The following is a 24,168-nucleotide window of genomic DNA, read 5'->3' as shown; positions in this document are numbered from 1 at the left end:
TGCCCCTGAACCGCCTCCGATTCGCTTCCGAACGCTTGCGTCGCATCCACTCGCGATATATCGTGATCCCTGTCAACAGTCGCGATATAACGCGAGTCGCCGACGGTCCCGGCATGGACCGGAGAACAAGGAGCAAGGAAACATGGCACAGGAGAAGTGGCTGATCCAGCCGGGCGAGAGCCGCACGATCGACGTGGAGGTCGTCCGCACCCTCAAAGTCGGCTTCATCGGCGGACAGATCGACATCGTCGGCCACGACGAGCCCAGCGCGCGCATCGAGGTGCACTCGGTGTCCGGGCGCGACCTCAAGATCGTCATCGACGGCGACCGGCTCGAGATCGACCACCCGCAGCTGCGCTGGGACAACTTCATCGAGGTCTTCAAGTCCATGCGCTCCAGCGCGAAGGCCGACGTCAGCGTGCTCGTCCCGCGTGACGTCGAGCTCAAGTTCGGCGTGGTCTCCGCCACCGCGCTGATCTCCGGCCTGAACACGGACGCGCGGCTCAGCACCGTCTCGGGCGACGTCGTGGCCGACGGGCTCACGGGCGACATCGAGCTGAACTCCGTGAGCGGCGAGCTCTCCGTCCGCGACCACACCGGTCGCATCTCCGCCCACACCGTCTCGGGCGATGTCACCGCGACCGGCGCCATCCGCCGGTTCTCCTCCGACGGCGTCTCCGGCGACGTCATGATCGACGTCACCGGCACCCCCGACGACATCGCGGTCAACACGGTGTCGGGCGACACGACCATCCGCATCCCGGAGGCCATCGGGGCGCGCTACCGGGTCAACACGGTCTCGGGGAAGGTGCAGCTCGACAACCTGACCGTCGTGGGCGGGATGGGCAAGGGCTACACCGGGACCGCCGGGTCGCTCAACGGAACGTGGGTCGAGATCAACGTCAACTCGGTGTCGGGCGACACCGCGGTGCTGCGCAGTGCGGCGACGACGCAGGACGCGGGAGCTCAGCAGAGCGGAAGCCAGGGGGCGTCGGCGTGACCCCCGTCTTCTCGCACGGCAGCCTGCGGCTCTACCTGCTGAGCCTGCTGGAGGAGTCCCCCCGGCACGGTTACGAGCTGATCCAGGCGCTCACCGACCGGTTCGGAGGCACCTACAGTCCGAGCGCCGGCACGATCTACCCCCGCCTGGCGAAGCTGGAGGAGGACGGCCTCGTCACTAAGACGGCGGAGGGCCGCAAGACCGTGTACGCGATCACGGACGCGGGCCGCGCCGAACTGGCCGCTCGTCGTCCGGAACTCGACGCGATCGAGGAGGAGGTCACCGACTCGGTGCGCCGTCTCGCCGACGAGGTGCGTGCGGGCGTCAACGACGCGATGCGCACCCTGCGTGCCGAGCTCGCCTCCGCCGCCCGGGAGGCGAAGCGGAACGCCAGCCGCGTCGACCCCCGGCAGGATGCGCGCGACGCCGACCGCGACGCCCGCGCCGCGGGTATGGCGGCGGCGAGGGATGCGGAGGCCGCGCTCAACGAGTTCCGGCAGCAGCTGCGTACGGATCTCCGCCAGGAGGCCGCACGCGGCACTCTTCAGCCTGAGGTGGTCCGGCTCGTGAAGAGCGAGCTCGACCGGGTGCGCCGCGTGGTCGTCGAAGCGCTCGGCCGCCGCTGACGCGCATCCACCCGCTCCAAGCAAGACTCAGCTGATGCTCATCCGGTTCCCAGTCAGGCCGCTCGGCCTGGCACAGCCGCGCCAGGACGCGGCATCCGGCCCCGCGGCGACGCGACCCCCAGTGTTTGCAGATCGAGAGCGGGCTGGGGGCGCGACGCGCCGACTTGACAGTGCATTGCCAGCGAGTATGCTCGCACCTCGTGACAACTGAGGGGAGATCCCCGAAGCGCTGGTTGATCGGCGACCCGCTTCCGAGTGAAAAGCTCGAAGGACAACTGCTCCCGAAGCACCTCGCGCTACCCATCTTCGCCTCCGATGCGCTGTCGAGCGTCGCGTACGCTCCGCAGGAACTGCTGATGATCCTGCTCCTCGGCGGACTCGCGTTCCTGACCTTCGCACCCTGGGTCGCCGCGGCCGTCGTCGTGCTGCTGATCACGGTGGTCCTCAGCTACCGCCAGCTTGTGAAGGCCTACCCCTCGGGCGGTGGCGACTACGAGGTGGCGCACAAGAACCTCGGCGAGAAGGCCGGGCTGGTCGTCGCCTCCGCGCTGCTCGTCGACTACGTCCTCACCGTCGCGGTGTCCGTCGCCTCCGGCGTCGACAACGTGATCTCAGCGCTGCCGTTCCTCGCGCCCTGGCGGGTCGAGCTGGCGATCCTCTGCGTCATCATCATCGCCGCCGTGAATCTGCGCGGTGTGCGCGAGTCGTCGAAGGCGTTCGCCCTGCCGACGTACATCTTCATCGGCAGCATCGCGCTCATGATCGTCACGGCGCTCGTCCGCACGGCGTTCGGCAACGCCCCCGTCGCCGAGTCCGCGGCCTACCAGGTGCACGCGGACTCGCTCACGCAGGCCGCGGTCGTGCTCCTGCTGCTCCGCGCCTTCTCGAGTGGATGTTCGGCCCTCACCGGCGTGGAGGCGGTCGCCAACGGCGTCCCCGCCTTCCGCACCCCGAAGATCCGGAACGCCCGCATCACCCTCGGGCTCATGGGCGGCATCGCGATCACCCTGTTCGCCGGCCTCACCGCCACGGCGCTGATCAGCGGCGTGCACTACGCCGAGAACCCCTGCGACCTGCAGGGATGGGCGCAGTGCGCCACGCAGCCGCAGCGCAGCCTGATCGCCCAGATCGCCGCCGCGACCTTCGGCAACAACACCTTCTTCTTCTTCCTGGTGCAGGCGGCGACCGCGGTCGTGCTGCTCCTCGCCGCCAACACCGCGTTCAACGGATTCCCGCTGCTCGGCTCGGTGCTCGCCCGCGACTCCTACGCCCCGAAGGCGCTCAACACCCGCGGCGACCGCCTCGTGTACTCGAACGGCATGATCATCCTGGCCCTCGCCGCCACGGTGCTGCTCGTGGTCTACCAGGCGAACCTGACGCAGCTGATCCAGCTGTACATCATCGGCGTCTTCGTCTCGTTCACACTCGGCCAGTCGGGCATGGTGAAGCACTGGATCACGCTGCTGCGCGCGGGAGGCCAGACCGGTCGCGAACGCACGGGAATCATCCGCTCGCTCTGCATCAACGCGTTCGGCGCGTGCCTGACCGCGATCGTGCTCATCGTCGTCACGATCACCAAGTTCACGCACGGCGCGTACCTCGTCTTCATCTTCATGCCGATCCTCTGGATCCTGATGCTCGGCGTGCATCGGTACTACCGCGATGTCGAGAAGGAGGTCGAGGTCGACCCGGTCACGACGTTCGGCAGCGTGGGCGACCACGCCATCGTGCTCATCGGCAAGATGCAGAAGCCGGCGCTCAAGGCCCTCGACTACGCGATCGCCGCCCGCCACGACTCCATCGAGGCCGTGCACGTCTCGATCGACGAGGAGGCGACGCAGAAGCTGCAGCGGCAGTGGATCGAGCAGAACATCCACGTCCCGCTCACGATCATCGAGTCGCCGTACCGCGAGTTCGGCGTGCCCCTCGTCAAGTACCTGAAGCACCGGCGCGAGGAGCACGGCTCCGAGGTCGTCACCGTGTACCTGCCTCAGTACATCGTCGGTCACTGGTGGGAGTCCATCCTGCACAACCACCGGGCGCGCCGCATCAGCAAGCAGCTGATGCTGTGCCACGGCGTCACCGTCGCCCTCGTGCCGTGGCTGCTCGACTCCTCGTCGCTCATCTACGGCCGTCGCTCCCGCCCGCTCCCCGGGCAGGACCGCCGCGGCGAGCCGGTGCGGCCCGTCGCCCGGCGGCCGCTGGTGCCGGCCTCGCGGGCGCACACGCACGTCCACATCCACCAGGTGCCGATCACGATCGACGAGGCTGGGGAGACGGCGGAGCAGGTGGCCGCGACGATCCCGGAGCCGCAGCCGGCACCGGCGCCGACGCCTGCGTCGGCCTCGGCTTCGGACCCGCAGCGTGAGGGTGCGAAGCGCTAGGACTCTTTTCACCCAGGTGCGCTTGACCTTGACGTAACGTCAACTCCTACCGTGGAGTCATCGCACGAGAGGAGGAGTCATGGACTGGTCCATCCAGGACATCGCCCGCATCGCAGGCACCACCAGCCGCACCCTGCGTCACTACGACGCGATCGGGCTGCTGAAGCCCAGCCGCGTCGGCGGCAACGGGTACCGGTACTACGATCGCGACTCCCTCGTGCGGTTGCAGCGCATCCTGCTGCTCCGCGAGCTCGGTCTCGGCTTGGATGCCGTCGGCCGCGTGCTCGACGACCGGACGGATGCGGTGCACGCTCTCCGCGACCACCTCGCGTGGTTACAGGCGGAGCGCGAACGGCTGGCGCGGCAGATCGCGTCGGTCGAGTCGACGATCCACGCGGTGGAGGAAGGAGAGGAGATCGTGGCCGAGCGGATGTTCGACGGGTTCGATCACACGCAGTACAAGGAGGAGGTCGAGCAGCGCTGGGGGAAGGACGCCTACGAGACGTCGGACCGCTGGTGGCGCAGCAAGACCGCCGAGGAACGGCGCGAGTGGCAGGAGCGGCAGGAGAGCCTCGCGCGCGACTGGCAGGCGGCCGCAGCGTCCGGGGTCTCACCGGACTCGGAGGAGGCACAGGCGCTCGCCCGGCGGCACGCCGACTGGCTGGCCGGCATCCCGGGCACGCCGGGCTACGGCTCGGGCGCGCCGACAGCCGCCTACCTGACCGGGCTCGGTGAGATGTACGTCGCCGACGACCGCTTCGCCGCGAACTACGGCGGCGTGCAGGGTGCGTCCTTCGTGCGGGACGCCCTCCGCGTCTACGCCGCCGCGCACCTCGCGTAGCAGCGCGCTCCCCAAGCCAACAATTCCTGAGTAATTCGGGTCTCCGAGCCGCGGAGACCCGAACAACTCAGGAATTGTTGGCGAGGGGTCAGGGATGGCGGGGGCGGCGAGTGATGCGGTCGTCCAGCCAGTGGGCGGCGATCGCCCGCGACGGACGGGACCCGCCCACGTCGCGGGGGGACGGCTCGGCGCGGTCGGGCTGCGGCCCGCGGACGAACGGCGAGTCGGCCCGCGCCGTGCGGGCGTGCGCCGCGCGGTCGGATTCGAGCAGGATGCCGTCGCGCACGTCGAAACGGACGGCATCCTGCTCCCCTCGAGGCCGGCCGACTGCTCGGCCGTTCCCTCGAGCTCGCGTTCCCGCTCGGCCGCAGTCGTTGCAGCGTCCTGCGGCAGGCGGATCGCGAAGAAGGGGAGGGTGAGGCTGCACAGCGGGCCGACCAGCAGCGCGAACGCCAGCGTCCCGACGCCGACGTTGCCGCCCAGCACCCACCCGATGATCAGCACGGTGACCTCGATCGCGGTGCGCACCATCCAGATCGGACGGCCGGTCCGTGCGTGCAGGCCGGTCATCAGCCCGTCGCGCGGTCCCGGACCGAGTCGCGGACCGATGTAGAGGCCCGTCGCGATGGCCAGCAGCACGAGGCCCGCGGCGAAGAACAGCACCTGCGCCCAGAGCTCGCTCTGCTGCGGCAGGAGGTCCAGCCCGAGCTGCGCGCTCGGCCCGACCAGCAGCACGTTCAGGATGGTGCCCAGTCCCGGCCGCTGCCGCAGCGGGATCCAGAACGCCAGCACCACCAGCCCGACGAGGTTGGTGACCAGGCCGAACGGGATGCCGGTCTTGATCGACACGCCCTGCGCGAGCACGTCCCACGGCGAGAGCCCGATGCCGGCGCGCACCATGAGCGCGATGGCGATCCCGTAGAGGAACAGGCCGATCAGCAGCTGCACGAGGCGGCGGGTGAGGAGCAGTCGCGTGGTCATGGGCACAATCCAATCGTGGCGATTGGACTGGCGGCAAGATGCCAATTCGCCTAAAGTGGCCTGCATGACGGATGCGCAGCTCACCGCCCGCTCACTCGAGCAGCTCCTCGGCGCGTGGCGCACATCCGCGGCCGGGTACCAGGCGCTCGCCGACCGCATCCGCCTCCTCGTGCTCGACGGCCGCATCCCGATCGGCACCCGGCTGCCCGCCGAGCGCGACCTGGCCGGCCGGCTCGGGCTCAGCCGCACCACCGTCGCCGCGGCGTACCGCCAGCTGCGCGAGGGCGGCTTCGTGGACAGCGTGCGCGGATCCGGGAGCGTGACCCGGCTTCCGGGGCGCACCCTCCCGCTTCCGGCTACCGGCGGCGAGGGGATGCTCGACTTCACGAAGGCGTCGCTGCCCGCCGCATCCACCCTCGCCGGCGCCGCCCGGGCCGCCGCCGAGGACCTGCCCCGGTTCCTGCCCGAGCCCGGGTACGACCCCGTCGGCCTGCCGCACCTGCGAGCCGAGATCGCCGAACGGTACACGCGCCGGGGCCTGCCGACCGAGCCGGACCAGATCCTGGTCACCGTCGGCGCGCAGCAGGCCATTGCGCTGATCGCGCGCACCTTCCTGCAGCGCGGCGACCGCGTCGTCATCGAGGTGCCGACCTATCCGCACGCGATCGAGGCGATCCGGCTCGCCGGAGCACGGCTCGTCCCCATCACGGTCACGGCGCCCGACGAGGGTCCGCACCGGCTCGGGGACGAGGCGGATGGATGGGATGCGGACGCGATCGAGCAGACCTTCCGGCGGGCGAACCCCGCGCTCGCCTACCTCCTGCCCGACTTCCACAACCCGACGGGTGCGTCGATGAGCCCGGAGACGCGGGAGCGCGTCCTCGCCGCCGCGGCCGGTCACGGCGCGATCGTCGTCGCCGACGAGACGACCGCCGAACTCGACATCGACCGGGTCGGCGAGTACCTGCCGCTGCCGCGCTACGCCGACCAGGCCTCCCCGGCGGCGCCGATCATCATGATCGGGTCGGCCAGCAAGACGCTCTGGGGCGGACTCCGGATCGGCTGGATCCGCGCCGAGCGCTCCCACATCAAGCGCCTGATCGGCGCCAAGCCGGCCACGGATCTCGGCACGCCGGTGATCGAGCAGTTGGTGGTGGCGCGGATGCTGCCGCAGCTCGACGACATCATGGAGGAGCGCCGCGAGCAGCTGCGGCGGGGCCGGGAGACGGTGCGCCGGCTGGTCGCCGAGACGTTCCCCGACTGGACGGTGCCTGTGCAGCACGGCGGCCTGACCGCCTGGGTCGGCATCGGAGCGCCGGTCAGCTCGGCGCTCGCTCTGGCGGCGCGGGGCCACGGGCTGCTCATCGCCGCCGGTCCCCGATTCGGGATCGACGGCGCCTTCGAGCGATTCCTCCGCATCCCGATCACCTACACGGACGAGGAGAACGACCGGGCGTTCGGCGCGCTGGCGCGCGCATGGGCGGTCGCCGCGAACGAACCGGTGCCGTACTTCGAGCAGGGCGCGCTGCCGAGCGTGGTGTGAAATCGTCCACAGGACGCCTCCCGGGGAGTAGTCCACTGTCGTACCAGGGCATGAAGCGGGCGCCCATGGTCGGCTGACATACTTTCGATGCGCCGCAGCCGTCGCGAGTATCCACCCGTCCTCCAGTCCCATCCCGAGGGGAAACACGTGCACTTCCTCGCCGTCCTCAGCATGAGGAACCGCGCCCTGATCGCGCTGGTGACGATCGTCGCCGCGGTCTTCGGCGGCATCGCGCTGAACAACCTGAAGCAGGAGCTCGTCCCCTCGATCTCCTTCCCCCAGCTCGTCGTCCTCTCCAGCTACCCGGGCGCCTCTCCGGAGGTGGTCAACAACGACGTGAGCACGCCGGTGGAGGCGGCGATCCAGGGAGTGCCGAACCTCGACAGCACCTCGGCGGTCAGCAGCACCAACCAGTCGATCATCACGGCGAAGTTCACCTACGGAACCGACCTGGCGACGGCGGAGCAGAAGATCGACCAGGCCATCAACCGCATCAAGTCGGGGCTCCCCTCCGGGGTCGAGCCGCAGGTGCTCTCGGGCAGCATCGACGACCTGCCCGTGGTCCAGCTCGCCGTCTCCGCGCCCGGCGACCAGCGGAAGCTCGCCGACGACATCACGAAGCTCGCCCTCCCCGACATCAAAGACCTGAAGGGCGTGAACGACGCGCAGCTCGTCGGCGAGGTCGGGCGCCGCATCACCATCACGCCCGACGCCGCGAATCTGGCCGCGGCGGGAGTGTCGTCGTCCGCGATCAAGGATGCGCTGCAGCAGAGCGGCGTACTCATCCCGGGCGGCGACATAACCGAGAACGGCAAGACGCTGTCCATCCAGTCGGGGTCGCAGCTGGGCTCGGTGGAGGACATCGCGGGGCTTCCGCTCGTGCGGTCGGGCGGGGGAACGGGGCAGGGTACGGGCGCTGCGGGGACGGGTGCGGGTGGCGCCGGCGCGGGCGCGGGCGCCGGAGCGGCCGCTGCTTCGACCGCAACCGCGACCCCGCCGACGATCGGCGCCGTCGCCGCGGTCGCCGAGACGGACGACCCGATCACCTCGCTGTCGCGCGTCAACGGAGAGCCCGCCCTCACCATCGCGGTCACCAAGCTGCCCTCCGCCAACACCGTTGAGGTCTCGCGCGAGGTCAACAAGCTCATCCCGGACCTCGAGAAGAAGCTCGGGGCGGATGCGAAGATCACCGTCGTCTTCGACCAGGCTCCCTTCATCACGCAGTCGATCAACTCGCTGGCCGAGGAGGGGCTGCTGGGCCTCGCGATGGCGGTCATCGTCATCCTGGTGTTCCTGCTGTCGGTGCGGGCGACCCTGGTCACGATCGTGTCCATCCCGACCAGCGTGCTCATCACCTTCGTCGTGATGTGGGCCACCGGCTACACGCTCAACATCATCACGCTCGGCGCGCTGACCATCGCGATCGGGCGCGTCGTGGACGACTCCATCGTCGTCATCGAGAACATCAAACGGCAGCTCGTGCCCGGAGTGGATCGTGCGGTCACCATCGTCAAGGCCGTTCGCGAGGTCGCCGGCGCCATCACGGCATCCACCATCACCACGGTCGCCGTGTTCCTGCCGCTGGCGTTCGTCGGCGACGTCACCGGCGAGCTGTTCCGGCCGTTCGCCCTGACGGTCACCATCGCTCTGCTCTCGTCGCTGCTCGTCGCCCTCACCATCGTGCCCGTGCTCGCGTACTGGTTCCTGCGTGCGCCCAAGGCGCACAAGCACGAGGAAGGCGCGGAGGAGACGGACGTGTCCCACCTCTCGGTGGACGAGGCCGCCGCCGCCGGCGTCGACGAGCTGGAGCATCCCTCGCGCCTGCAGGCCGGGTACCTGCCGATCATCCGCTGGACGCTCAAGCACTCGTGGGTCACCATCGTGGCGGCCGCCGTCGTGCTCCTGCTGACGTTCGCGGCGACACCGTTCGTGAAGACCAACTTCCTCGGTTCCAGCGGGCAGAACTCCCTCACGGTCACGCAGAAGCTCGAGCCGGGCGCGAGCCTGCAGTCCAAGGACGACGCGGCGAAGGTCGTCGAGGAGAAGCTGCTCCACACCGAGGGCGTCAAGACCGTCCAGGTCTCGATCGGCTCCTCTGGGTCGTCGCTGCGGGATGCGTTCACCGGCGGAAGCGGCGGCACGACCTTCTCCATCACGACCGACCCGGACGCCGACCAGGAGAAGCTGCAGAACACCATCCAGGACGAGCTGGCCGGCATCGAAGACCAGGGCCAGCTCACGCTCTCGGCGTCGAGCGGCTTCGGCGGGTCCACGGACATCCAGGTGAACATCAGCGCGAGCAGCGACGTGGACCTGCAGAAGGCGACGGACGCGGTGGTCGCCGAGCTGCAGAAGAAATCGTCGCTCAAGCAGGTGACGGACAACCTCTCCGCATCGCTGCCGTACGTCGCGGTGAAGGTCGACCGGTCCAAGGCGGCGGCGGCCGGGCTCAGCGAGGTCGCCGTCGGCACGATCGTCTCGCAGGCCATGCAGCCGACGCAGGCGGGCTCGGTCGCGATCGACAACACGACGCTGAAGATCTACCTGCAGAGCGCCAACCCGCCGACGACGGTCGCCGGGCTCTCGCAGCTGCCGGTACCGACCGCTGCCGGAATCGTCCCGCTGGACACGCTCGCGTCCGTCGCGGAGGTCAAGGGCCCCTCGACGGTCACCACCGAGCGCGGACTCCGGACGGCGGCGGTGACGGCCACGCCGGCGACCGACAATCTGACGACGGCCAACGCCGACGTGTCCGCGGCGCTCAAGGCGGCCGAGCTGCCCGACGGTGCGACAGCGAAGATCGGCGGCGTCTCCGCGAGCCAGTCGGACGCCTTCGGTCAGCTGGGGATCGCGCTGCTCGCGGCCATCCTGATCGTGTACATCGTCATGGTGGCCACCTTCCGGTCGCTCCGTCAGCCGATCCTGTTGCTCGTGTCCGTGCCGTTCGCGGCCACCGGCGCCATCCTGCTGGTGATCGCGTCCGGCATCCCGCTCGGCGTCGCCTCCATGATCGGCCTGCTCATGCTGATCGGCATCGTGGTCACGAACGCCATCGTGCTGATCGACCTGGTGAACCAGTACCGGCGCCGCGGGCTGACGGTGTCGGATGCGGTCGAGCACGGCGCCTCGCGGCGACTCCGGCCGATCCTGATGACGGCGATCGCCACGATCGCCGCCCTCACCCCGATGGCGATCGGCGTCACGGGCCATGGCGGGTTCATCTCGCAGCCGCTGGCGATCGTCGTCATCGGCGGACTCATCTCGTCGACGGTTCTGACGCTGGTCGTGCTGCCGACGCTGTACAACCTCGTGGAGGGACGGCGCGAGCGGAAGGCGGCGCGTCGGGCGGCGAAGGATGCGGCCGCGGGCGGTCCCGGCACCGGTGGCGGCGAGCCGCCGCGGGGCCCGTCGGGCGGCGGACCGTCGGACGACGGGTCGTCGGACGGCGGCGGTTCGCGTGTCGTGCCGGAGCCGCCTGTCTTCACCCGGCCGGCGGGCGGTTCGCAGATCTGACGAGCGTCGCGCGTCCGGAATCCCAGACGCGCGACGGCTCGCCGGCGCCTTCGGGCCGCTCCCGCGTCGCTAGGGTCGCCGTATGAGCGCGCAGAGCCTGTCCGTCGACCCGTCCTGGCCGCGCGCCGGGGGCTGGCCGCCGCTCGGAGCGGAGGGCGCCGACCTGACGCTGATCGGCATCCCGACACACGAGACGTCGCTCTCTCCGACCGGTGCCGACACGACGCCGGCTGCCGTGCGGGATGCGCTGCGCCGCTGCTCCGCGTTCGTGCCGGGGCTCGATGTTGAAGCACTGCACTTCGCCGATGCGGGAGACGTCGCGTCGCCCGACGGAACCGAGGGCCGCGAGCGGGCGATCGCGGCCATGGCGGACGCCGCGGCGGCGTCGCGCCTGACCGTCGCGGTCGGGGGCGACAACGCGCTCACGGTTCCCGCGATGCTCGGTGCCGTGGGCGACCGGCTCCGCACCGCGGGGCTCATCACCCTCGACGCGCACCACGACCTCCGGGACGGGACGTCCAACGGATCCCCGGTCCGGGAACTGCTCGAGGCGGGGCTCGATGGCCGGCGGGTCGTTCAGATCGGGATCGCCGACTTCGCGAACTCGGCCGCCTACACCCGGCGGGCGGCGGAGCACGGCATCACCGTCATCCCGCGCGAGGCCCTTCACACACGTCCGCTCGACGGTGTCATGGCGGAGGCCCTCGAGATCGCCGGCGCGGCGGGCGGACCGGTGCACGTCGACCTGGATGTGGACGTCTGCGACCGGTCCGTCGCTCCCGGATGCCCGGCGTCCGTCCCGGGCGGGCTGGCCGCCTGGGAGTTGCGCCGGTTCGCGCGGCTGGCCGCCGCATCCCCTCTCGTCCGCTCGATCGACATCGCGGAGGTCGACGCCACGGCCGACGCCCCCGACCAGCGCACGGTCCGCCTCGCGGCGCTCCTCGTCCTCGAGGCCGCCACCGGCCTCGCCTCCCGCCCCGCACCGCCGGATCGCTTAGCCCGCCCAGCCGACAATTCCTGAGTTTTTCGGGGTTGACCCTCCTCTGCCCCCGAAAAACTCAGGAACTGTTGGCGCAGCGGGGGGACGGGTCAGGCGGCGCGGAGGGTACGTTCGACGAGCGGCACGCCGGGACGGTACGCGAGATGCACATACGTCGGCGCACGGAGCACCGCAAGGTCGGCGCGGGCGCCGCGACGCAGGTGCCCCACATCCTCACGGCGAAGCGCCCTCGCCCCACCGATCGTCGCCGCCTGCAGCGCCTCCGCGGGGGTCAGTCCCATCTCGCGCACAGCCACGGCGATGCAGAACGGCATCGACGAGGTGAACGACGAGCCCGGGTTGCAGTCGCTCGCGAGCGCGATCGCCGCGCCCGCGTCGAGCAGCCGCCGGCCGGAGGGATACGGCTGCCGGGTCGAGAACTCGACGCCCGGCAGCAGCGTCGCCACCGTGCGCGAGGCAGCCAGCCGATCCACGTCGTCGTCGCTCAGGTAGGTGCAGTGGTCGACGCTCGCCGCATCCAGCTCGACAGACAGGCCCACGCCGTCGCTCGGCCCGAGCTGCGCCGCGTGCACGCGCACGCCCAGGCCCCGGTCGGCACCCGCGCGAAGGATGCGGCGGCTCTGCTCGACGGTGAACGCCCCGGTCTCGCAGAACACGTCGATCCACCGGGCGTGCGGGGCGCACGCATCCAGCATGGGCCCCGTCACCAGGTCGACGTACCCGTCGCGGTCGTCGGCGTACTCGGGCGGCACGACGTGTGCCCCGAGGAACGTCGTCTCGTCCGTCACCTCGCGCGCGAGACGGAGCAGCCGCTCCTCGTCCGCGACGGTCAGCCCGTATCCGCTTTTGATCTCGAACGTCGTCGTCCCCTGCGCGTGCAGCTCGGCGACGAAACCCGCGAGTCGCGCTCGCAACTGCTCGTCCGAGGCGGCGCGGGTCGCCGCCACCGTCGAGCGGATCCCGCCCGCCGTGTACGGTCGGCCGGCCATCCGGGCCTCGAACTCCGCCGCCCGGTCGCCGCCGAACACGAGATGCGTGTGCGCGTCGACGAATCCGGGGATGACCGCCGCGCCATCGACGTCGATCCGTTCGTCCGCGTCCTCCCGCGGCGCCGACGCGGCCGGCCCCGTCCACTCGACGCGGCCGTCGACCGTGAGCACGGCGGCGTCCGAGACGAGCCCGAGGGGTCCGGGATGCGCCGGATCGAACGTCACGAGTTCCCCGATGCCCGTGACGAGCGTCGCGGTCATCGGCGGGCGGCGGTCTGCTCGCGCATCGGGATGCGCAGCCCGCGCTCCTCGGCGACCTCGACCGCGCGGTCGTAGCCCGCATCCACGTGCCGCATCACGCCCGTCCCCGGGTCGTTGACGAGCACGCGCTCGATCTTCTCGGCGGCGAGCGGTGTGCCGTCCGCGACGATCACCTGGCCCGCGTGGATGCTGCGCCCGATGCCGACACCGCCGCCGTGGTGCAGCGACACCCAGGTGGCGCCGGACGCCGTGTTCAGGAGGGCGTTGAGCAGCGGCCAATCCGCGATCGCGTCGGAGCCGTCGGCCATCGACTCCGTCTCGCGGTACGGGGAGGCGACGGACCCCGAGTCGAGGTGGTCGCGGCCGATGACGACCGGCGCGGAGAGCTCCCCGGAGGCGACCATCTCGTTGAACCGCAGCCCCGCGAGGTGCCGCTCCTTGTATCCCAGCCAGCAGATCCGGGCGGGGAGGCCCTCGAAGTGCACCTTCTCGCCCGCCTGCGTGATCCAGCGCCGCAGGTGCTCGTCCTCGGGGAAGAGCTCGAGCACCGCGCGGTCCGTCGCCGCGATGTCGGCCGGGTCGCCCGAGAGGGCCGCCCAGCGGAACGGGCCCTTGCCCTCGGCGAAGAGCGGGCGGATGTACGCGGGCACGAAGCCGGGGAAGTCGAAGGCGCGGTCGTAGCCGCCGAGCTGGGCCTCCGTCCGGATCGAGTTGCCGTAGTCGAACACCTCGGCGCCCGCGTCCTGGAACCCGACCATCGCCTGCACCTGGGCCGCCATCGAGCGGCGGGCGTCGTCGGTGAAGCGCTCCGGGTCGGCGGCGGCGCGGTCGCGCCACTCCTCGACCGTGTACCCGATCGGAAGGTACGAGAGCGGGTCGTGGGCGCTGGTCTGGTCGGTGACGATGTCGATCGGGACGCCGCGGCGGAGGAGCTCGGGGAACACCTCGGCGGCGTTGCCGACCACGCCGACGGAGAGCGCCTCGCCCGCGTGTTTGGCGGCCAGGGCCCGAGCGACCGCGTCCTCGAGGTCGTCGGCGAGCACGTCGAGGTAACCGTGGTCGACGCGGCGCTGCAGCCGGGTGCGGCCCACATCCACGATGAGCACGGCCCCGCCGTTCATGGTCACGGCGAGGGGCTGCGCGCCGCCCATCCCACCGCACCCCCGGTCAGGGTGAGCGTGCCGGCGAGGGAGCCGCCGAACCGCTTCCGGGCGACCGCTCCGAAGGTCTCGTACGTGCCCTGCAGGATGCCCTGCGAGCCGATGTAAATCCAGGATCCGGCGGTCATCTGGCCGTACATGGTCAGCCCCTGCGCCTCGAGCCGGCGGAACTCGGGCCAGGTCGCCCAGTCGCCAACGAGGTTGGAGTTGGCGATGAGCACGCGCGGCGCCCACTCGTGCGTGCGGAAGACGCCGACGGGCTTGCCGGACTGCACCAGCAGCGTCTCATCCGCCTCGAGGTCGCGCAGCGTGGCGACGATCGCGTCGAAGGCCTCCCAGCTGCGGGCCGCGCGCCCTGTTCCGCCGTAGACGACGAGGTCGTCGGGGCGCTCGGCGACCTCGGGGTCGAGGTTGTTCATGAGCATCCGCAGGGGCGCCTCGGTCTGCCAGCTCTTGGCGCTCAGTTCCGTGCCGCGGGCGGCGCGGACCGGTCGTGCTCCATCCATGGGTCGCGTTCCTTTCGTCGTCGCCAAGAGTTCCTGAGTTTTTCGGGGGAACGGCTGCGTCAGACCCGAAAAACTCAGGAATCGTCGGCTTGGTTGGTCAGGGAGGTCGGCCGCGGCGCGCAGGGCGCCGGAGGCCACGAGGGCGTAGGCCGCCTCGATCTCGGGGGCGAGGTGGCGGTCCGGGCCCGGGCCGGGGACCGTCTCGCGCAGGGCGGCGATGACGGCTCCGGTCGCGGGTCCCGGCTGCAGCGGCGCGCGGAGGTCGGCACCGCGGGCGGCCGTCATCACCTCGATGGCGATGACGCGGGCGAGTCCGTCGATGGCGCGGCGCAACTTGCGCGCGGCTGCCCATCCCATCGACACGTGGTCCTCCTGCATCGCGGACGACGGGATGCTGTCCACCGACGCCGGCGCCGCGAGCCGCTTCAGCTCGGAGACGATCCCGGCGGCCGTGTACTGGGCGATCATCAGCCCCGAATCGACGCCGACCTCGTGCGCGAGGAACGGGGGAGGCCCTGGTTCCGCGCCGGGTCCAGGAAGCGGTCGGTCCGCCGCTCCGACATGCTGGCCACGTCGGCGACCGCGATCGCGAGGAAGTCGAGCACGTAGGCGACGGGTGCGCCGTGGAAGTTGCCGTTCGACTCCACCCGGCCGTCGAGGGTGAGGACGGGGTTGTCGACCGCCGAGGCGAGTTCGCGTCCGGCGACGAGCTCCGCGTGTGCGAGGGTGTCGCGCGCGGCGCCGTGCACCTGCGGCGAGCAGCGGAGGGAGTAGGCGTCCTGCACGCGCGTGCACTCGGGCCCCTTGTGGCTGGCGACGATGGGGGAGTCCGCGAGCATCGCCCGGAGGTTCGCCGCCGACACGGCCTGGCCCGCCTGCGGGCGCAGCCGCTGCAGGTCGTCGGCGAACACGGCATCCGTCCCGAGCAGCGCCTCGACGCTCATGGCGGCGGCGATGTCCGCGTCGGTGAGGAGGCCATGGAGGTCGTGGATGGCGAGCGCCAGCATCCCGAGCATCCCGTCGGTGCCGTTGATCAGCGCCAAGCCCTCCTTCTCGGCGAGGACCACCGGCTCGATGCCCGCGAAGGCCAGCGCGTCTGCCGCGTCGACCAGTTCGCCGTCGACGCGCACCCGGCCCTCGCCCATCGCCGCGAGCGCGCAGTGTGCGAGCGGCGCGAGGTCGCCAGAGCAGCCGAGCGAGCCGTACTCGTGCACGACCGGGGTGATGCCGGCGTTCAGCAGCGCGGCGTAGGTCTCGACCGTCTGCGGCCGGGCGCCCGTGCGGCCGGTCATCAGGGTGGACAGGCGTAGCAGCATCAGCGCGCGTACCACCTCGCGCTCGACCTCCGGCCCGGAGCCGGCGGCGTGCGAGCGGACCAGGCTGGCCTGCAGCTGCGCGCGCCGGTCGGCCGGGATGAACGTGGTCGCGAGCGCGCCGAATCCGGTCGAAATGCCGTAGTGCGGCTCGGTGTCGTCGGCGAGGGCCTCGACGATGGCGCGGGATGCGGCGACGCCGTCGAGCGCGGCCGGATCGAGCTCGACGCGGGCGCCGTGGCGGGCGACCGCGACGACGTCGGCGATGGTTAGTGCGCCCGCGCCGGCGGTGACGGTGGTCTGGGTCTGGAGCATGCTCCGATCCTCGCGCCGCAGGACCCCTGGCGCTCCGGCTGTAGGCTGCTCGGTGTCCGGTATCCCAGACGATGACGGGAGGGGATGCGGTGAGCAAGGTTCCCGCGGCCGAGAACACCCTGCGCATCCTCGGCTACCTCGGAGCGCAGCGCGGCCCCGTGCCCGCCGCCGCCATCGCGTCCGCTCTGGGGCTTCCGCGCTCGACGGTCTACCACCTGCTCGTCGTGCTGGCCGACCACGGCTTCGTGCTGCACCTCCCCGAGGCGCGTCGGTACGGCCTCGGCGTCGCGGCCTACGAGCTGTCGAGCGGGTTCTCGCGCCAGCAACCGCTCAGCCGGCTCGGGCGTCCCATCGTCGCGGCCCTCGTCGACGCGATCGGCGAGTCCGGTCACGTCGCCGTGCTGCACGGCCGCGATGTCGTCTACATCGTCGAGGAGCGCGCCCCCGCCGGCCGCGCCTGGTGACGGATGTGGGCGTGCGGCTGCCCGCGCACCTCACCGCGAGCGGCCGCGCGCTGCTTGCAACGCTTCCCCGCGAGCAGCTGCGGGCGCTCTATCCCGACTCGGACGCCTTCGAGGACCGCACCGGAGCCGGCCCCCACTCGTACGCCGAGCTGCGCCGCGTCGTCACGGAGGCGCGCGAGCGCGGCTACGCGACCGAGGACGGCGAGGTGACCCCCGGGTTCGCCTCGGTTGCCGTCTCGGTCCGCGACCACGCCGGGTGGCCCGCGGCGGGCATCGCCGTCACGTTCCCGCGCGAGAACGTCGCCGCGGAGGAGTGGGATGCGCTGGCCGCGCGGGTGCGCGACGCGGCCGCCGAGCTCTCCCGGCGCATCCGCGGCACCTGACGACGTCGCGAACGCGAGCGAGTGGATGCGGCGCTCGCCGCATCCACTGGCGCGCCTTCGCCGGCGCAGGTCAGGCGCGGCTGGGCGTGCGGTTCTCGGCGCTGACCATCCAGGCGTACTGCTCGAGCTTCTCGATGATCGCGTGCAGCAGATCCGCCGAGGTCGGGTCCTCCTCGTCGACGTCGTCGTGCACGTCGCGCATGGTGCGCACGACCGCCTCGAGGCGCTCCGTCATCAGGTCGACCGTCTCCTCGGTGTCGACCTCGCCGTTCGGGAACTCGGGCAGGCTGGTCTGCTCGGCGACGGTGGCGCTGCGGCCGTCCGGGGTCGCGTGCAGGGCGCGGAGGCGCTCGGCGATGACGTCGCTGAACTCGCGGGCCGACTCGACGATCTCGTCCAGCTGCAGGTGCAGGTCGCGGAAGTTGCGGCCGACGACGTTCCAGTGCGCCTGCTTGCCCTGCAGGTGCAGCTCGATCAGGTCGACGTGCACCCGCTGCAGGTTCTGCGCGAGCTGTTCGGAGGCGACGAACCCGTGCTCGGCATGCTCCCGTCGGGTCGGGGCGACGCCGACCGCGCTGGTGCGGCGGACGGATGCGGTCTTCGGACCGCCCTTCTTGGGGCTGCTCTTGGTGCTGGTCTTGGTCTCGCTTGCGGCCACGATGGGTCCCTTCTGATCGATGACACCGCGGACGATAGGCCTGCAGCAGTGGTCACGGAAGCGGGTTGACAGCGCGTGAAAACCCTTGGCACTCTGCGGTGGAGAGTGCTAAAATCCTTGGTCGAAAAGAGGGTGTGAACCACCTCTCATCAGCACAAACGAAGAAAGGGGTACATCTGATGGCCATGTCGTTCGATCCTTTCTCCCAGCTGGACCGGATCGCACAGAGCGTCTTCGACACCAGCCGCCAGCCGCGCATCATGCCGGTCGACCTCTTCCGTGAGGGCGACCGCTACATCCTCAACGCCGACCTGCCAGGAGCGGACCCGGCGTCGGTGGATGTGGACGTCGACGGCCACCTGCTGACCATCCGCGCGGTGCGCAGCGCCGCCGACCGCGACGGCGCCCGCTGGCTGGCACAGGAGCGTCCGTACGGCGCGTACATGCGCCAGTTCACGATCGGCGACGACGTCGATCCCGACGGCATCACCGCCTCCTACGACAACGGCGTGCTGAGCGTCATGATCCCCGTCGCCGAGCGGGCCAAGCCGCGGAAGATCTCGGTGGAGTCGGCGCGCCGCGAGTCGAGGGAGAGCGGCCAGAAGGCCGTCTCGGCGGGATAGCCCGCGGAGACGCTCCGGCCCGCACGTGGCCGGTCGAGGGCGCGTCGTCAGTGGGCGGCGCGCCCTCGCGCCGCCCACTCCAGCCTCCGCAGAGCCTCCGCGTTGCGGGCGTGCAGCAGCGCATCCGTCAGGACGTCCGGGATGCGCGTCACGATCCCGGTGCGCGGGTACTCCTCGATGCGCACGACGCTGCCGCCGCCTCGCGGCTTGACCTCGATGATCACGCGCTCGGTGCCGAACGGCCGGGTCTTGGCCTCCAGCACCATCCGGCGCGGCGGATCCCACTCGTCGACGCGGGTCTCGTCGTTGAGCACCAGCGGCCAGACCCCGACCGAGTGGTGCAGTCGCGAACCGACCGCGGGGTAGCGGTCGTCGGCAGCGCGCAGGCGGGAGGCGCCGACCACCCAGGTCGGATAGATCCACGGGTCGGCGAGGACGGCGAAGACCTGCTCGGGCGTGCACGACATGCGGCGGACGTTGACGGACATGATCAGTGCTCCGTGAGGGTCTGGGGGAGGGCGTCGGCGATGAAGGGCGTGGGCGGCGGCGAGGAGAGCTGGTCCGGCCCGGGGGACAGGTCGGGCATCCGGGTGAACCCGAATTCGTGACGCAGCGCGCTGCGAGCCGCGTAGTAGCCGCCGAGGCCGTGGACCCCCGGCCCGGGAGCGACGGATGCCGAGGCCAGGTAGAGGCCGCGTCCGGGCATTCGCCACGGATCGGAGGAGAGCACCGGGCGGGCGACGAGCTGCCCGAAGTCCGGCGCGCCCGCCGAGATGTCGCCTCCGATGTAGTTCGGGTTGTGCTGCTCCACCTGCACCGCGTTCATCGTCGAGGTCCCGATGATGAGGTCGCGGAAGCCCGGGGCGAACTGCTCGATGCGGCGGATGATCGCCTCGGTCCGGTCCTCCGTCGATCCGCGGGGCACGTGCGTGTACGTCCAGAGCACGTGCTTGCCCGCAGGCGCCCGCGTCGGGTCGAACAGCGACGGCTGCGACAGCAGTACATAGGGCGGTTCGCTGTGGCGGCCGTGTGCGACGGCGTTCTCGGCGCGGGCGACCTCGCTGCGGCTGCCGCCGAGGTGGACGGTGGCGGTCTCGTTCAGCTCGGGATTCGTCCAGGGCACCGGTCCGGACAGCGCGAAGTCCGCCTTGAAGACGCCGTTGCCGTCGCGGAACCGTGCGATCTTCCGCAGGTAGCCCGCGGACAGGCGGTCCTCGCCGAGCCGGGCCGCATCGGCGACGTGCGTGTCGAAGAGGATGACACGGGCGTCCGGCAGCTCCGCCAGCGACTCCACCGGGGTGTCCGTCACGATCTCGCCGCCGTGCGCGAGCAGGTCGGCGGCCATCGCATCCGCGATCGCCTGACTGCCGCCGACCGGCAGCGGCCAGCCCCGGGCGTGCGCGTAGACGGCGAGCGTGAGTCCGGCCGCCGCGCCGGCGACGCTCGGCAGCGGGAGGGTGGTGTGCGCGAACACTCCGGCGAGCAGCGCTCGGGGCGCTTCCGTGCGGAACGGGATGTTCCACCACGGGCCGCCCTGCGCGAGCGCGGTCAACCCGAAGCGCGCCGCGACCAGTGGATGCCGGGGCACCTGGAGCAGCGCCGAGCCGGTGAACTGCGCCACCGCGTCCGCGTCACGCACCAGCGGCCCGAGCAGCGCGCGCCAGGCAGGACCGTCCACGCCCAGCTCGTCCACGGTCCGCTCGAGATCGAGGTAGGCCATCGCGACACGGCCGCCGTCGAGCGGGTTGCCGTACGAGGCGGTCGGGACGACGAACGGGATGCGCTTCGCCAGCCCGAACTTCCGGAAGAAGCCGGAGGCGAACCCGAGTGGATGCACGGCCGAGCAGATGTCGTGGCGGAAGCCCGGCAGCGTCAGCTCTTCGGTGCGAATGCCGCCGCCGATGGTCGCGTTGCGCTCGTACACCCGCACCGAAAGACCCGCACGGGCGAGCGTCACGGCGGCGGACAGGCCGTTCGGGCCGGAGCCGATGACGATCGCGTCGAGGCGGTCCGCGGAGGAGGGGGCGCTCATACCTCCCTGTATACCCCGCTGCGCTCCGCGGGCCGAGGGAGATCGGCAGCGCGCTCCCAGCCTCCATCCGCTAGTGTTGCTAAGTCGGCTCTTGACACTGCGCGATCTGCGCGGATGGGTTTGTCAGTCAAGTGGGCCGGTTTCGCACCCGATCGGCGGTGCGGATCACACGATCGTGAACGGCCCCGGACACAGTTCGCCCGGGAATCATTCGGTGCGCTGAGGCGCGCCGCCGCGCACTCTAAAGCAACCCAGGAAGAACATCCATGCCCGGATACAACAACGACCGACGACCGCAGTCCGCCCGCGGCGGCGCCCCGAAGAGCGGCAGCCGCAGCCCGAAGCACCGCGGCTACCGCGCTGAGGAGCCCGCGACCGGCAAGAAGGCCCGCTGGAGCGCGGACGACCGCGCCGCGCGTGGCCGCTCCGTCTACGGCAGCCGCGACGACAGCGCCGGAGCCCGTGGCGGCAGCGCCGGCAGCGCCCGCGGCGGTGAGCGCCCCAACTGGGAGCCCCGCGGCAAGGATGCGCGCCGCACCGAGCGCGAGTGGGAGGACCGCTCGCAGCGCCAGGAGCGTCCGCGTCGCGATTTCGGCGACCGCACCGACCGTCCGCGCCGCGACCAGGACGACCGTCCGCGTCGTTCGTTCGATGACCGTGGCGAGCGTCCGCGTCGCGACTTCGGTGAGCGGAGCGAGCGTCCGCGCCGCGAGTACGACGACCGCCCCCGTCGTTCGTTCGATGACCGTGCCGAGCGTCCACGCCGGGACTTCGGCGACCGGAGTGAGCGTCCGCGCCGCGATCAGGACGACCGTCCGCGTCGTTCGTTCGATGACCGTGCCGAGCGTCCGCGCCGTTCGTTCGATGACCGTGCCGAGCGTCCCCGCCGTGACTTCGCCGAGCGCACCGACCGTCCGCGTCGCGACTTCGGCGACCGCACCGAGCGTCCCCGCCGTGACTTCGCCGAGCGCACCGACCGTCCCCGTCGCGACTTCGACGAGCGCCCCCGCCGGTCCTTCGACGACCGTGCCGAGCGTCCGCGACGCGACTCCTCCTTCTACCCGTCGCGTGACGAGAAGCCGGCCTTCGCGCCCACCGACGACGTCGTGCTGGAGCGCCTGCAGGCGGACGCGATCCAGGCGGAGGATGTCGAGGGCGTGACCTTCGCCGACCTCGGCCTCGGCGGAAACATCGTCCGCGCACTCGCCGAGCTCGGCGCCGAGAAGCCGTTCCCCATCCAGGCCGCGACGCTTCCCGATGTCCTCTCCGGCAAGGACGTGCTCGGCCGCGGCCGCACCGGCTCCGGCAAGACCATCGCCTTCGGTGCCCCGCTCGTCGAGCGCCTCATGCAGCAGTGGGCCGACAACGGCAAGTCCGGCGGCAAGCGCCAGTTCGGCCGCGCGCCGCGTGCGCTCATCCTGGCCCCGACCCGCGAGCTGGCGCTGCAGATCGACCGCACCGTGCAGCCGATCGCCCGCAGCGTCGGCCTCTTCACCACGCAGATCTACGGCGGCGTCCCGCAGGGCCGTCAGGTCGGCGCGCTGCAGCGCGGCGTCGACATCGTGATCGGCACCCCCGGCCGCATCGAGGACCTCGTGGAGCAGGGCCGGCTGGACCTCAGCGAGGTCATCGTCACCGTCCTCGACGAGGCCGACCACATGTGCGACCTCGGCTTCCTCGAGCCGGTGCAGCGCATCTTGCGCCGCACCTCCGAGGGTGGCCAGAAGCTGCTGTTCTCCGCGACCCTCGACTCCGGTGTCGCGCAGCTGGTCGACGAGTTCCTCGTCGACCCGGCCGTGCACGAGGTGGCGGGCGAGGACCAGGCGTCCTCGACCATCGACCACCGCGTGCTCGTGATCGAGCACCGCGACAAGGGCGCCATCATCGAGCAGCTCGCCGACCGCGAGGGCAAGACCCTGGTCTTCGCCCGCACCCGCGCCTTCGCCGAGATGCTGGCCGACCAGCTGGAGGACGCCGGCATCCCCGCCGTCAGCCTTCACGGCGACCTGAACCAGTCGCGCCGCACGCGCAACCTGGCGCAGCTGACCAGCGGCCGCGTCAACGTGCTCGTGGCGACGGATGTCGCCGCCCGAGGCATCCACGTCGACGACATCGACCTGGTCATCCAGGCGGATGCGCCGGACGAGTACAAGACGTACCTGCACCGTTCCGGCCGCACCGGCCGCGCCGGCAAGCAGGGCACCGTCGTGACACTCATCCCGCGCCAGCGTCAGCGCCGGATGACCGAGCTGCTCGGCCGCGCCGAGATCGAGGCCGACTTCGTGCCGGCCGCGCCCGGCGACGACGTGCTGCTGACGCTGGCGCAGTAACCGCGTCCGCTCCGCTCCACGGAACCGCCCTCGACACGTTGTGTCGGGGGCGGTTCTCGCGTTGTACGGCGCATGGGCGGGCATTGACCGCAATGACAGCACCTCCACATCGAGGGTGCGCCGTGCGATATCTTACGTTTGAACGTCTGTTCGTTATGAAAGGTATTGCAGTGGCAACAATCAGCGTCACCCCCGAAGAGCTCAAGAGCCAGGCCAAGGTCTACCTCGTCGCCAAAGACGAGATCGAGTCCGCGGTCCAGAAGGTCAACAGCATGAACAACACCATCCACGAGGAGTGGAAGGGTGCGGCGTTCGAGGCCTACCTCACGCAGTACGACCAGCTCTACAAGAACGTCCAGCAGTTCGAGCAGCTCCTCGAGAGCATCAACCAGCAGCTGAACTCGTATGCCGACACCGTCGCAGAGCGCGACGCGCAGGATGCGCAGAGTTTCGGCTTCTGACCGGGTCGTCCGTCGCGCGCGGGGAGCGGCCGTCGTCCTCAGCCTGGCTGTGGGCGCCGGCCTGCTCGTCTGCGCCACCACCGGGGCCGCTGCCGACACCGGCAGCGGCCCCGACGGCGACGGCAGCCTGCACCTCCTCCCCGAGGTGATCACGAACGCGGGGATCAGTGCGGGCTCGTCCGGTGACTTCCCCGTGAAGGGCGAGCTCTTCCTGCCCCGCATGGAGCGACGTGCGGCGGAGCGCGAAAAGGAGGCCTCCGAAGTGACGGCCGCTCTCGGAAGAGTCGCCTTCGAGCCTGCCGACCGCAGCCAGGAGCTCGACCGGTTCTACGCGGGGCCGCGCAGCGGGCTCTTCGCCGATTACCGCCCCGCGGCGGCGATCGACCGAACCGGGAGGCCGGCGGCCCACGATGCCGAGCTCTGGGCTGCCGCGATGCTGGTTGCCGCGGTCCCCGTGCTCTTTCTCGTCGTCTTCGTCGGCTGGAAGACCGCATCGCGACGGGCGAAGCACCATGGGTGAGCGGCACATCGACCTGAGCATCGAGCTCAACGGCAAGCAACTCGACCTTCGCGTCCCCGCGGCGGTGACGCTCGCGCGTCTCACCGAACTGATCGGCCGCGTCCTCCGGGAGCACGACATCGTCATGCCCGCCGAGTGGCGGCTCCGGCTGAAGGACAAGCCGATCGCCCTCGGCGACCATGACGTGATCGCCGACTTCCCCGTGGGGGACGGCGATGTTCTGGAAGTCGTCACTCCCTCGGCGCCCGTCCGCGCCTGACCTGCG

At 71.1% G+C, this 24,168-nt stretch carries 16 protein-coding genes and 3 pseudogenes; 13 read left to right on the top strand and 6 right to left on the bottom strand.

Annotated features, from left to right (window positions below):
* Positions 1 to 142 precede the first annotated feature (142 nt).
* From ACQ86M_RS13100 to ACQ86M_RS13070, 7 genes are all read left to right on the top strand, one after another.
* Complete coding sequence (locus ACQ86M_RS13100; RefSeq protein WP_431245777.1) at positions 143 to 1,000, top strand: DUF4097 family beta strand repeat-containing protein; 858 nt, start codon at positions 143 to 145, stop codon at positions 998 to 1,000.
* Complete coding sequence (locus ACQ86M_RS13095; RefSeq protein WP_431245776.1) at positions 997 to 1,626, top strand: PadR family transcriptional regulator; 630 nt, start codon at positions 997 to 999, stop codon at positions 1,624 to 1,626. The genes ACQ86M_RS13100 and ACQ86M_RS13095 overlap by 4 nt, the downstream gene beginning before the upstream one ends.
* A 233-nt stretch (positions 1,627 to 1,859) precedes the next feature.
* Complete coding sequence (locus ACQ86M_RS13090; RefSeq protein ID WP_431247889.1) at positions 1,860 to 4,010, top strand: APC family permease; 2,151 nt, start codon at positions 1,860 to 1,862, stop codon at positions 4,008 to 4,010.
* A 79-nt stretch (positions 4,011 to 4,089) separates the two neighbouring features.
* Positions 4,090 to 4,851: a MerR family transcriptional regulator gene (locus ACQ86M_RS13085; RefSeq protein WP_431245775.1), complete on the top strand. Its 762-nt coding sequence runs from the start codon at positions 4,090 to 4,092 to the stop codon at positions 4,849 to 4,851.
* 1,045 nt (positions 4,852 to 5,896) lie between these two features.
* The gene (locus tag ACQ86M_RS13080; RefSeq protein ID WP_431245774.1) at positions 5,897 to 7,375 is read left to right on the top strand and encodes a PLP-dependent aminotransferase family protein; all 1,479 of its coding nucleotides are present in this window, start codon (positions 5,897 to 5,899) and stop codon (positions 7,373 to 7,375) included.
* Positions 7,376 to 7,522: 147 nt separating this feature from the next.
* Complete coding sequence (locus ACQ86M_RS13075; protein WP_431245773.1) at positions 7,523 to 10,888, top strand: efflux RND transporter permease subunit; 3,366 nt, start codon at positions 7,523 to 7,525, stop codon at positions 10,886 to 10,888.
* 82 nt (positions 10,889 to 10,970) lie between these two features.
* Positions 10,971 to 11,909 (top strand): arginase family protein, encoded by a 939-nt coding sequence (locus tag ACQ86M_RS13070; RefSeq protein WP_431245772.1) that lies wholly within the window; start codon positions 10,971 to 10,973, stop codon positions 11,907 to 11,909.
* Between the two features lie 68 nt (positions 11,910 to 11,977).
* Here the strand turns inward: ACQ86M_RS13070 and hutI are convergent, their stop codons facing one another.
* The 3 genes and pseudogenes from hutI to hutH form a co-directional block, all read right to left on the bottom strand.
* A complete protein-coding gene (gene hutI / locus ACQ86M_RS13065; RefSeq protein WP_431245771.1) occupies positions 11,978 to 13,138 on the bottom strand; it encodes an imidazolonepropionase in 1,161 nt (386 codons plus the stop codon).
* Positions 13,135 to 14,804: pseudogene (hutU, locus tag ACQ86M_RS13060) on the bottom strand (urocanate hydratase). Before hutU ends, hutI begins: the two are co-directional and overlap by 4 nt.
* A gap of 108 nt (positions 14,805 to 14,912) precedes the next feature.
* A pseudogene (hutH, locus tag ACQ86M_RS13055) lies at positions 14,913 to 16,432 on the bottom strand (histidine ammonia-lyase); the annotation flags it as partial.
* Positions 16,433 to 16,503: 71 nt separating this feature from the next.
* Between hutH and ACQ86M_RS13050 the strand changes: the two are divergent.
* Positions 16,504 to 17,279 (top strand): annotated as a pseudogene (locus ACQ86M_RS13050) (IclR family transcriptional regulator).
* A gap of 70 nt (positions 17,280 to 17,349) precedes the next feature.
* Here ACQ86M_RS13050 and ACQ86M_RS13045 read toward each other — a convergent pair.
* Positions 17,350 to 17,937 (bottom strand): Dps family protein, encoded by a 588-nt coding sequence (locus ACQ86M_RS13045; RefSeq protein ID WP_431245770.1) that lies wholly within the window; start codon positions 17,935 to 17,937, stop codon positions 17,350 to 17,352.
* Positions 17,938 to 18,116: 179 nt separating this feature from the next.
* Here ACQ86M_RS13045 and ACQ86M_RS13040 point away from each other — a divergent pair, with 179 nt between their 5' ends.
* On the top strand, positions 18,117 to 18,560 hold the full coding sequence (locus ACQ86M_RS13040) for an Hsp20/alpha crystallin family protein (RefSeq protein WP_431245769.1): 444 nt from the start codon (positions 18,117 to 18,119) through the stop codon (positions 18,558 to 18,560).
* Positions 18,561 to 18,607: 47 nt separating this feature from the next.
* Here ACQ86M_RS13040 and ACQ86M_RS13035 read toward each other — a convergent pair whose 3' ends face one another.
* Complete coding sequence (locus ACQ86M_RS13035; protein WP_431247888.1) at positions 18,608 to 19,054, bottom strand: SRPBCC family protein; 447 nt, start codon at positions 19,052 to 19,054, stop codon at positions 18,608 to 18,610.
* Positions 19,051 to 20,592 (bottom strand): phytoene desaturase family protein, encoded by a 1,542-nt coding sequence (locus tag ACQ86M_RS13030; RefSeq protein WP_431245768.1) that lies wholly within the window; start codon positions 20,590 to 20,592, stop codon positions 19,051 to 19,053. Before ACQ86M_RS13030 ends, ACQ86M_RS13035 begins: the two co-directional genes overlap by 4 nt.
* 266 nt (positions 20,593 to 20,858) lie before the next feature.
* Between ACQ86M_RS13030 and ACQ86M_RS13025 the strand changes: the two genes are divergently transcribed.
* The 4 genes from ACQ86M_RS13025 (at position 20,859) to ACQ86M_RS13010 (ending at position 24,162) form a co-directional block, all read left to right on the top strand.
* Positions 20,859 to 22,922: a DEAD/DEAH box helicase gene (locus ACQ86M_RS13025; protein WP_431245767.1), complete on the top strand. Its 2,064-nt coding sequence runs from the start codon at positions 20,859 to 20,861 to the stop codon at positions 22,920 to 22,922.
* A 170-nt stretch (positions 22,923 to 23,092) separates the two neighbouring features.
* Positions 23,093 to 23,383, top strand: a complete 291-nt coding sequence (locus ACQ86M_RS13020; RefSeq protein WP_431219088.1) for a WXG100 family type VII secretion target — start codon at positions 23,093 to 23,095, stop codon at positions 23,381 to 23,383.
* Positions 23,361 to 23,903: a hypothetical protein gene (locus ACQ86M_RS13015; RefSeq protein ID WP_431245766.1), complete on the top strand. Its 543-nt coding sequence runs from the start codon at positions 23,361 to 23,363 to the stop codon at positions 23,901 to 23,903. The genes ACQ86M_RS13020 and ACQ86M_RS13015 overlap by 23 nt, the downstream gene beginning before the upstream one ends.
* Positions 23,896 to 24,162, top strand: a complete 267-nt coding sequence (locus ACQ86M_RS13010) for an EsaB/YukD family protein (protein WP_431219086.1) — start codon at positions 23,896 to 23,898, stop codon at positions 24,160 to 24,162. Before ACQ86M_RS13015 ends, ACQ86M_RS13010 begins: the two co-directional genes overlap by 8 nt.
* Positions 24,163 to 24,168: the final 6 nt, after the last annotated feature.

This window comes from Leifsonia xyli subsp. cynodontis, from assembly GCF_050632205.1.
Taxonomy (GTDB): Bacteria; Actinomycetota; Actinomycetes; order Actinomycetales; family Microbacteriaceae; genus Leifsonia; species Leifsonia xyli_D.
Note: the sequence above shows the minus strand (reverse complement) of the source record. Positions and strands in the feature narration are given on the sequence as shown.

Bases quoted from the DNA above. Each gene is read 5' to 3' on its own strand.
- ACQ86M_RS13100 (WP_431245777.1), top strand. From the start codon at position 143: ATGGCACAGGAGAAGTGGCTGATCCAGCCGGGCGAGAGCCGCACGATC.
- ACQ86M_RS13080 (WP_431245774.1), top strand. From the start codon at position 5,897: ATGACGGATGCGCAGCTCACCGCCCGCTCACTCGAGCAGCTCCTCGGC.
- ACQ86M_RS13085 (WP_431245775.1), top strand. From the start codon at position 4,090: ATGGACTGGTCCATCCAGGACATCGCCCGCATCGCAGGCACCACCAGC.
- ACQ86M_RS13040 (WP_431245769.1), top strand. From the start codon at position 18,117: ATGGCCATGTCGTTCGATCCTTTCTCCCAGCTGGACCGGATCGCACAG.
- ACQ86M_RS13030 (WP_431245768.1), bottom strand. From the start codon at position 20,592: ATGAGCGCCCCCTCCTCCGCGGACCGCCTCGACGCGATCGTCATCGGC.
- ACQ86M_RS13015 (WP_431245766.1), top strand. From the start codon at position 23,361: ATGCGCAGAGTTTCGGCTTCTGACCGGGTCGTCCGTCGCGCGCGGGGA.
- ACQ86M_RS13025 (WP_431245767.1), top strand. From the start codon at position 20,859: ATGCCCGGATACAACAACGACCGACGACCGCAGTCCGCCCGCGGCGGC.
- ACQ86M_RS13010 (WP_431219086.1), top strand. From the start codon at position 23,896: ATGGGTGAGCGGCACATCGACCTGAGCATCGAGCTCAACGGCAAGCAA.
- ACQ86M_RS13070 (WP_431245772.1), top strand. From the start codon at position 10,971: ATGAGCGCGCAGAGCCTGTCCGTCGACCCGTCCTGGCCGCGCGCCGGG.
- hutI (WP_431245771.1), bottom strand. From the start codon at position 13,138: ATGACCGCGACGCTCGTCACGGGCATCGGGGAACTCGTGACGTTCGAT.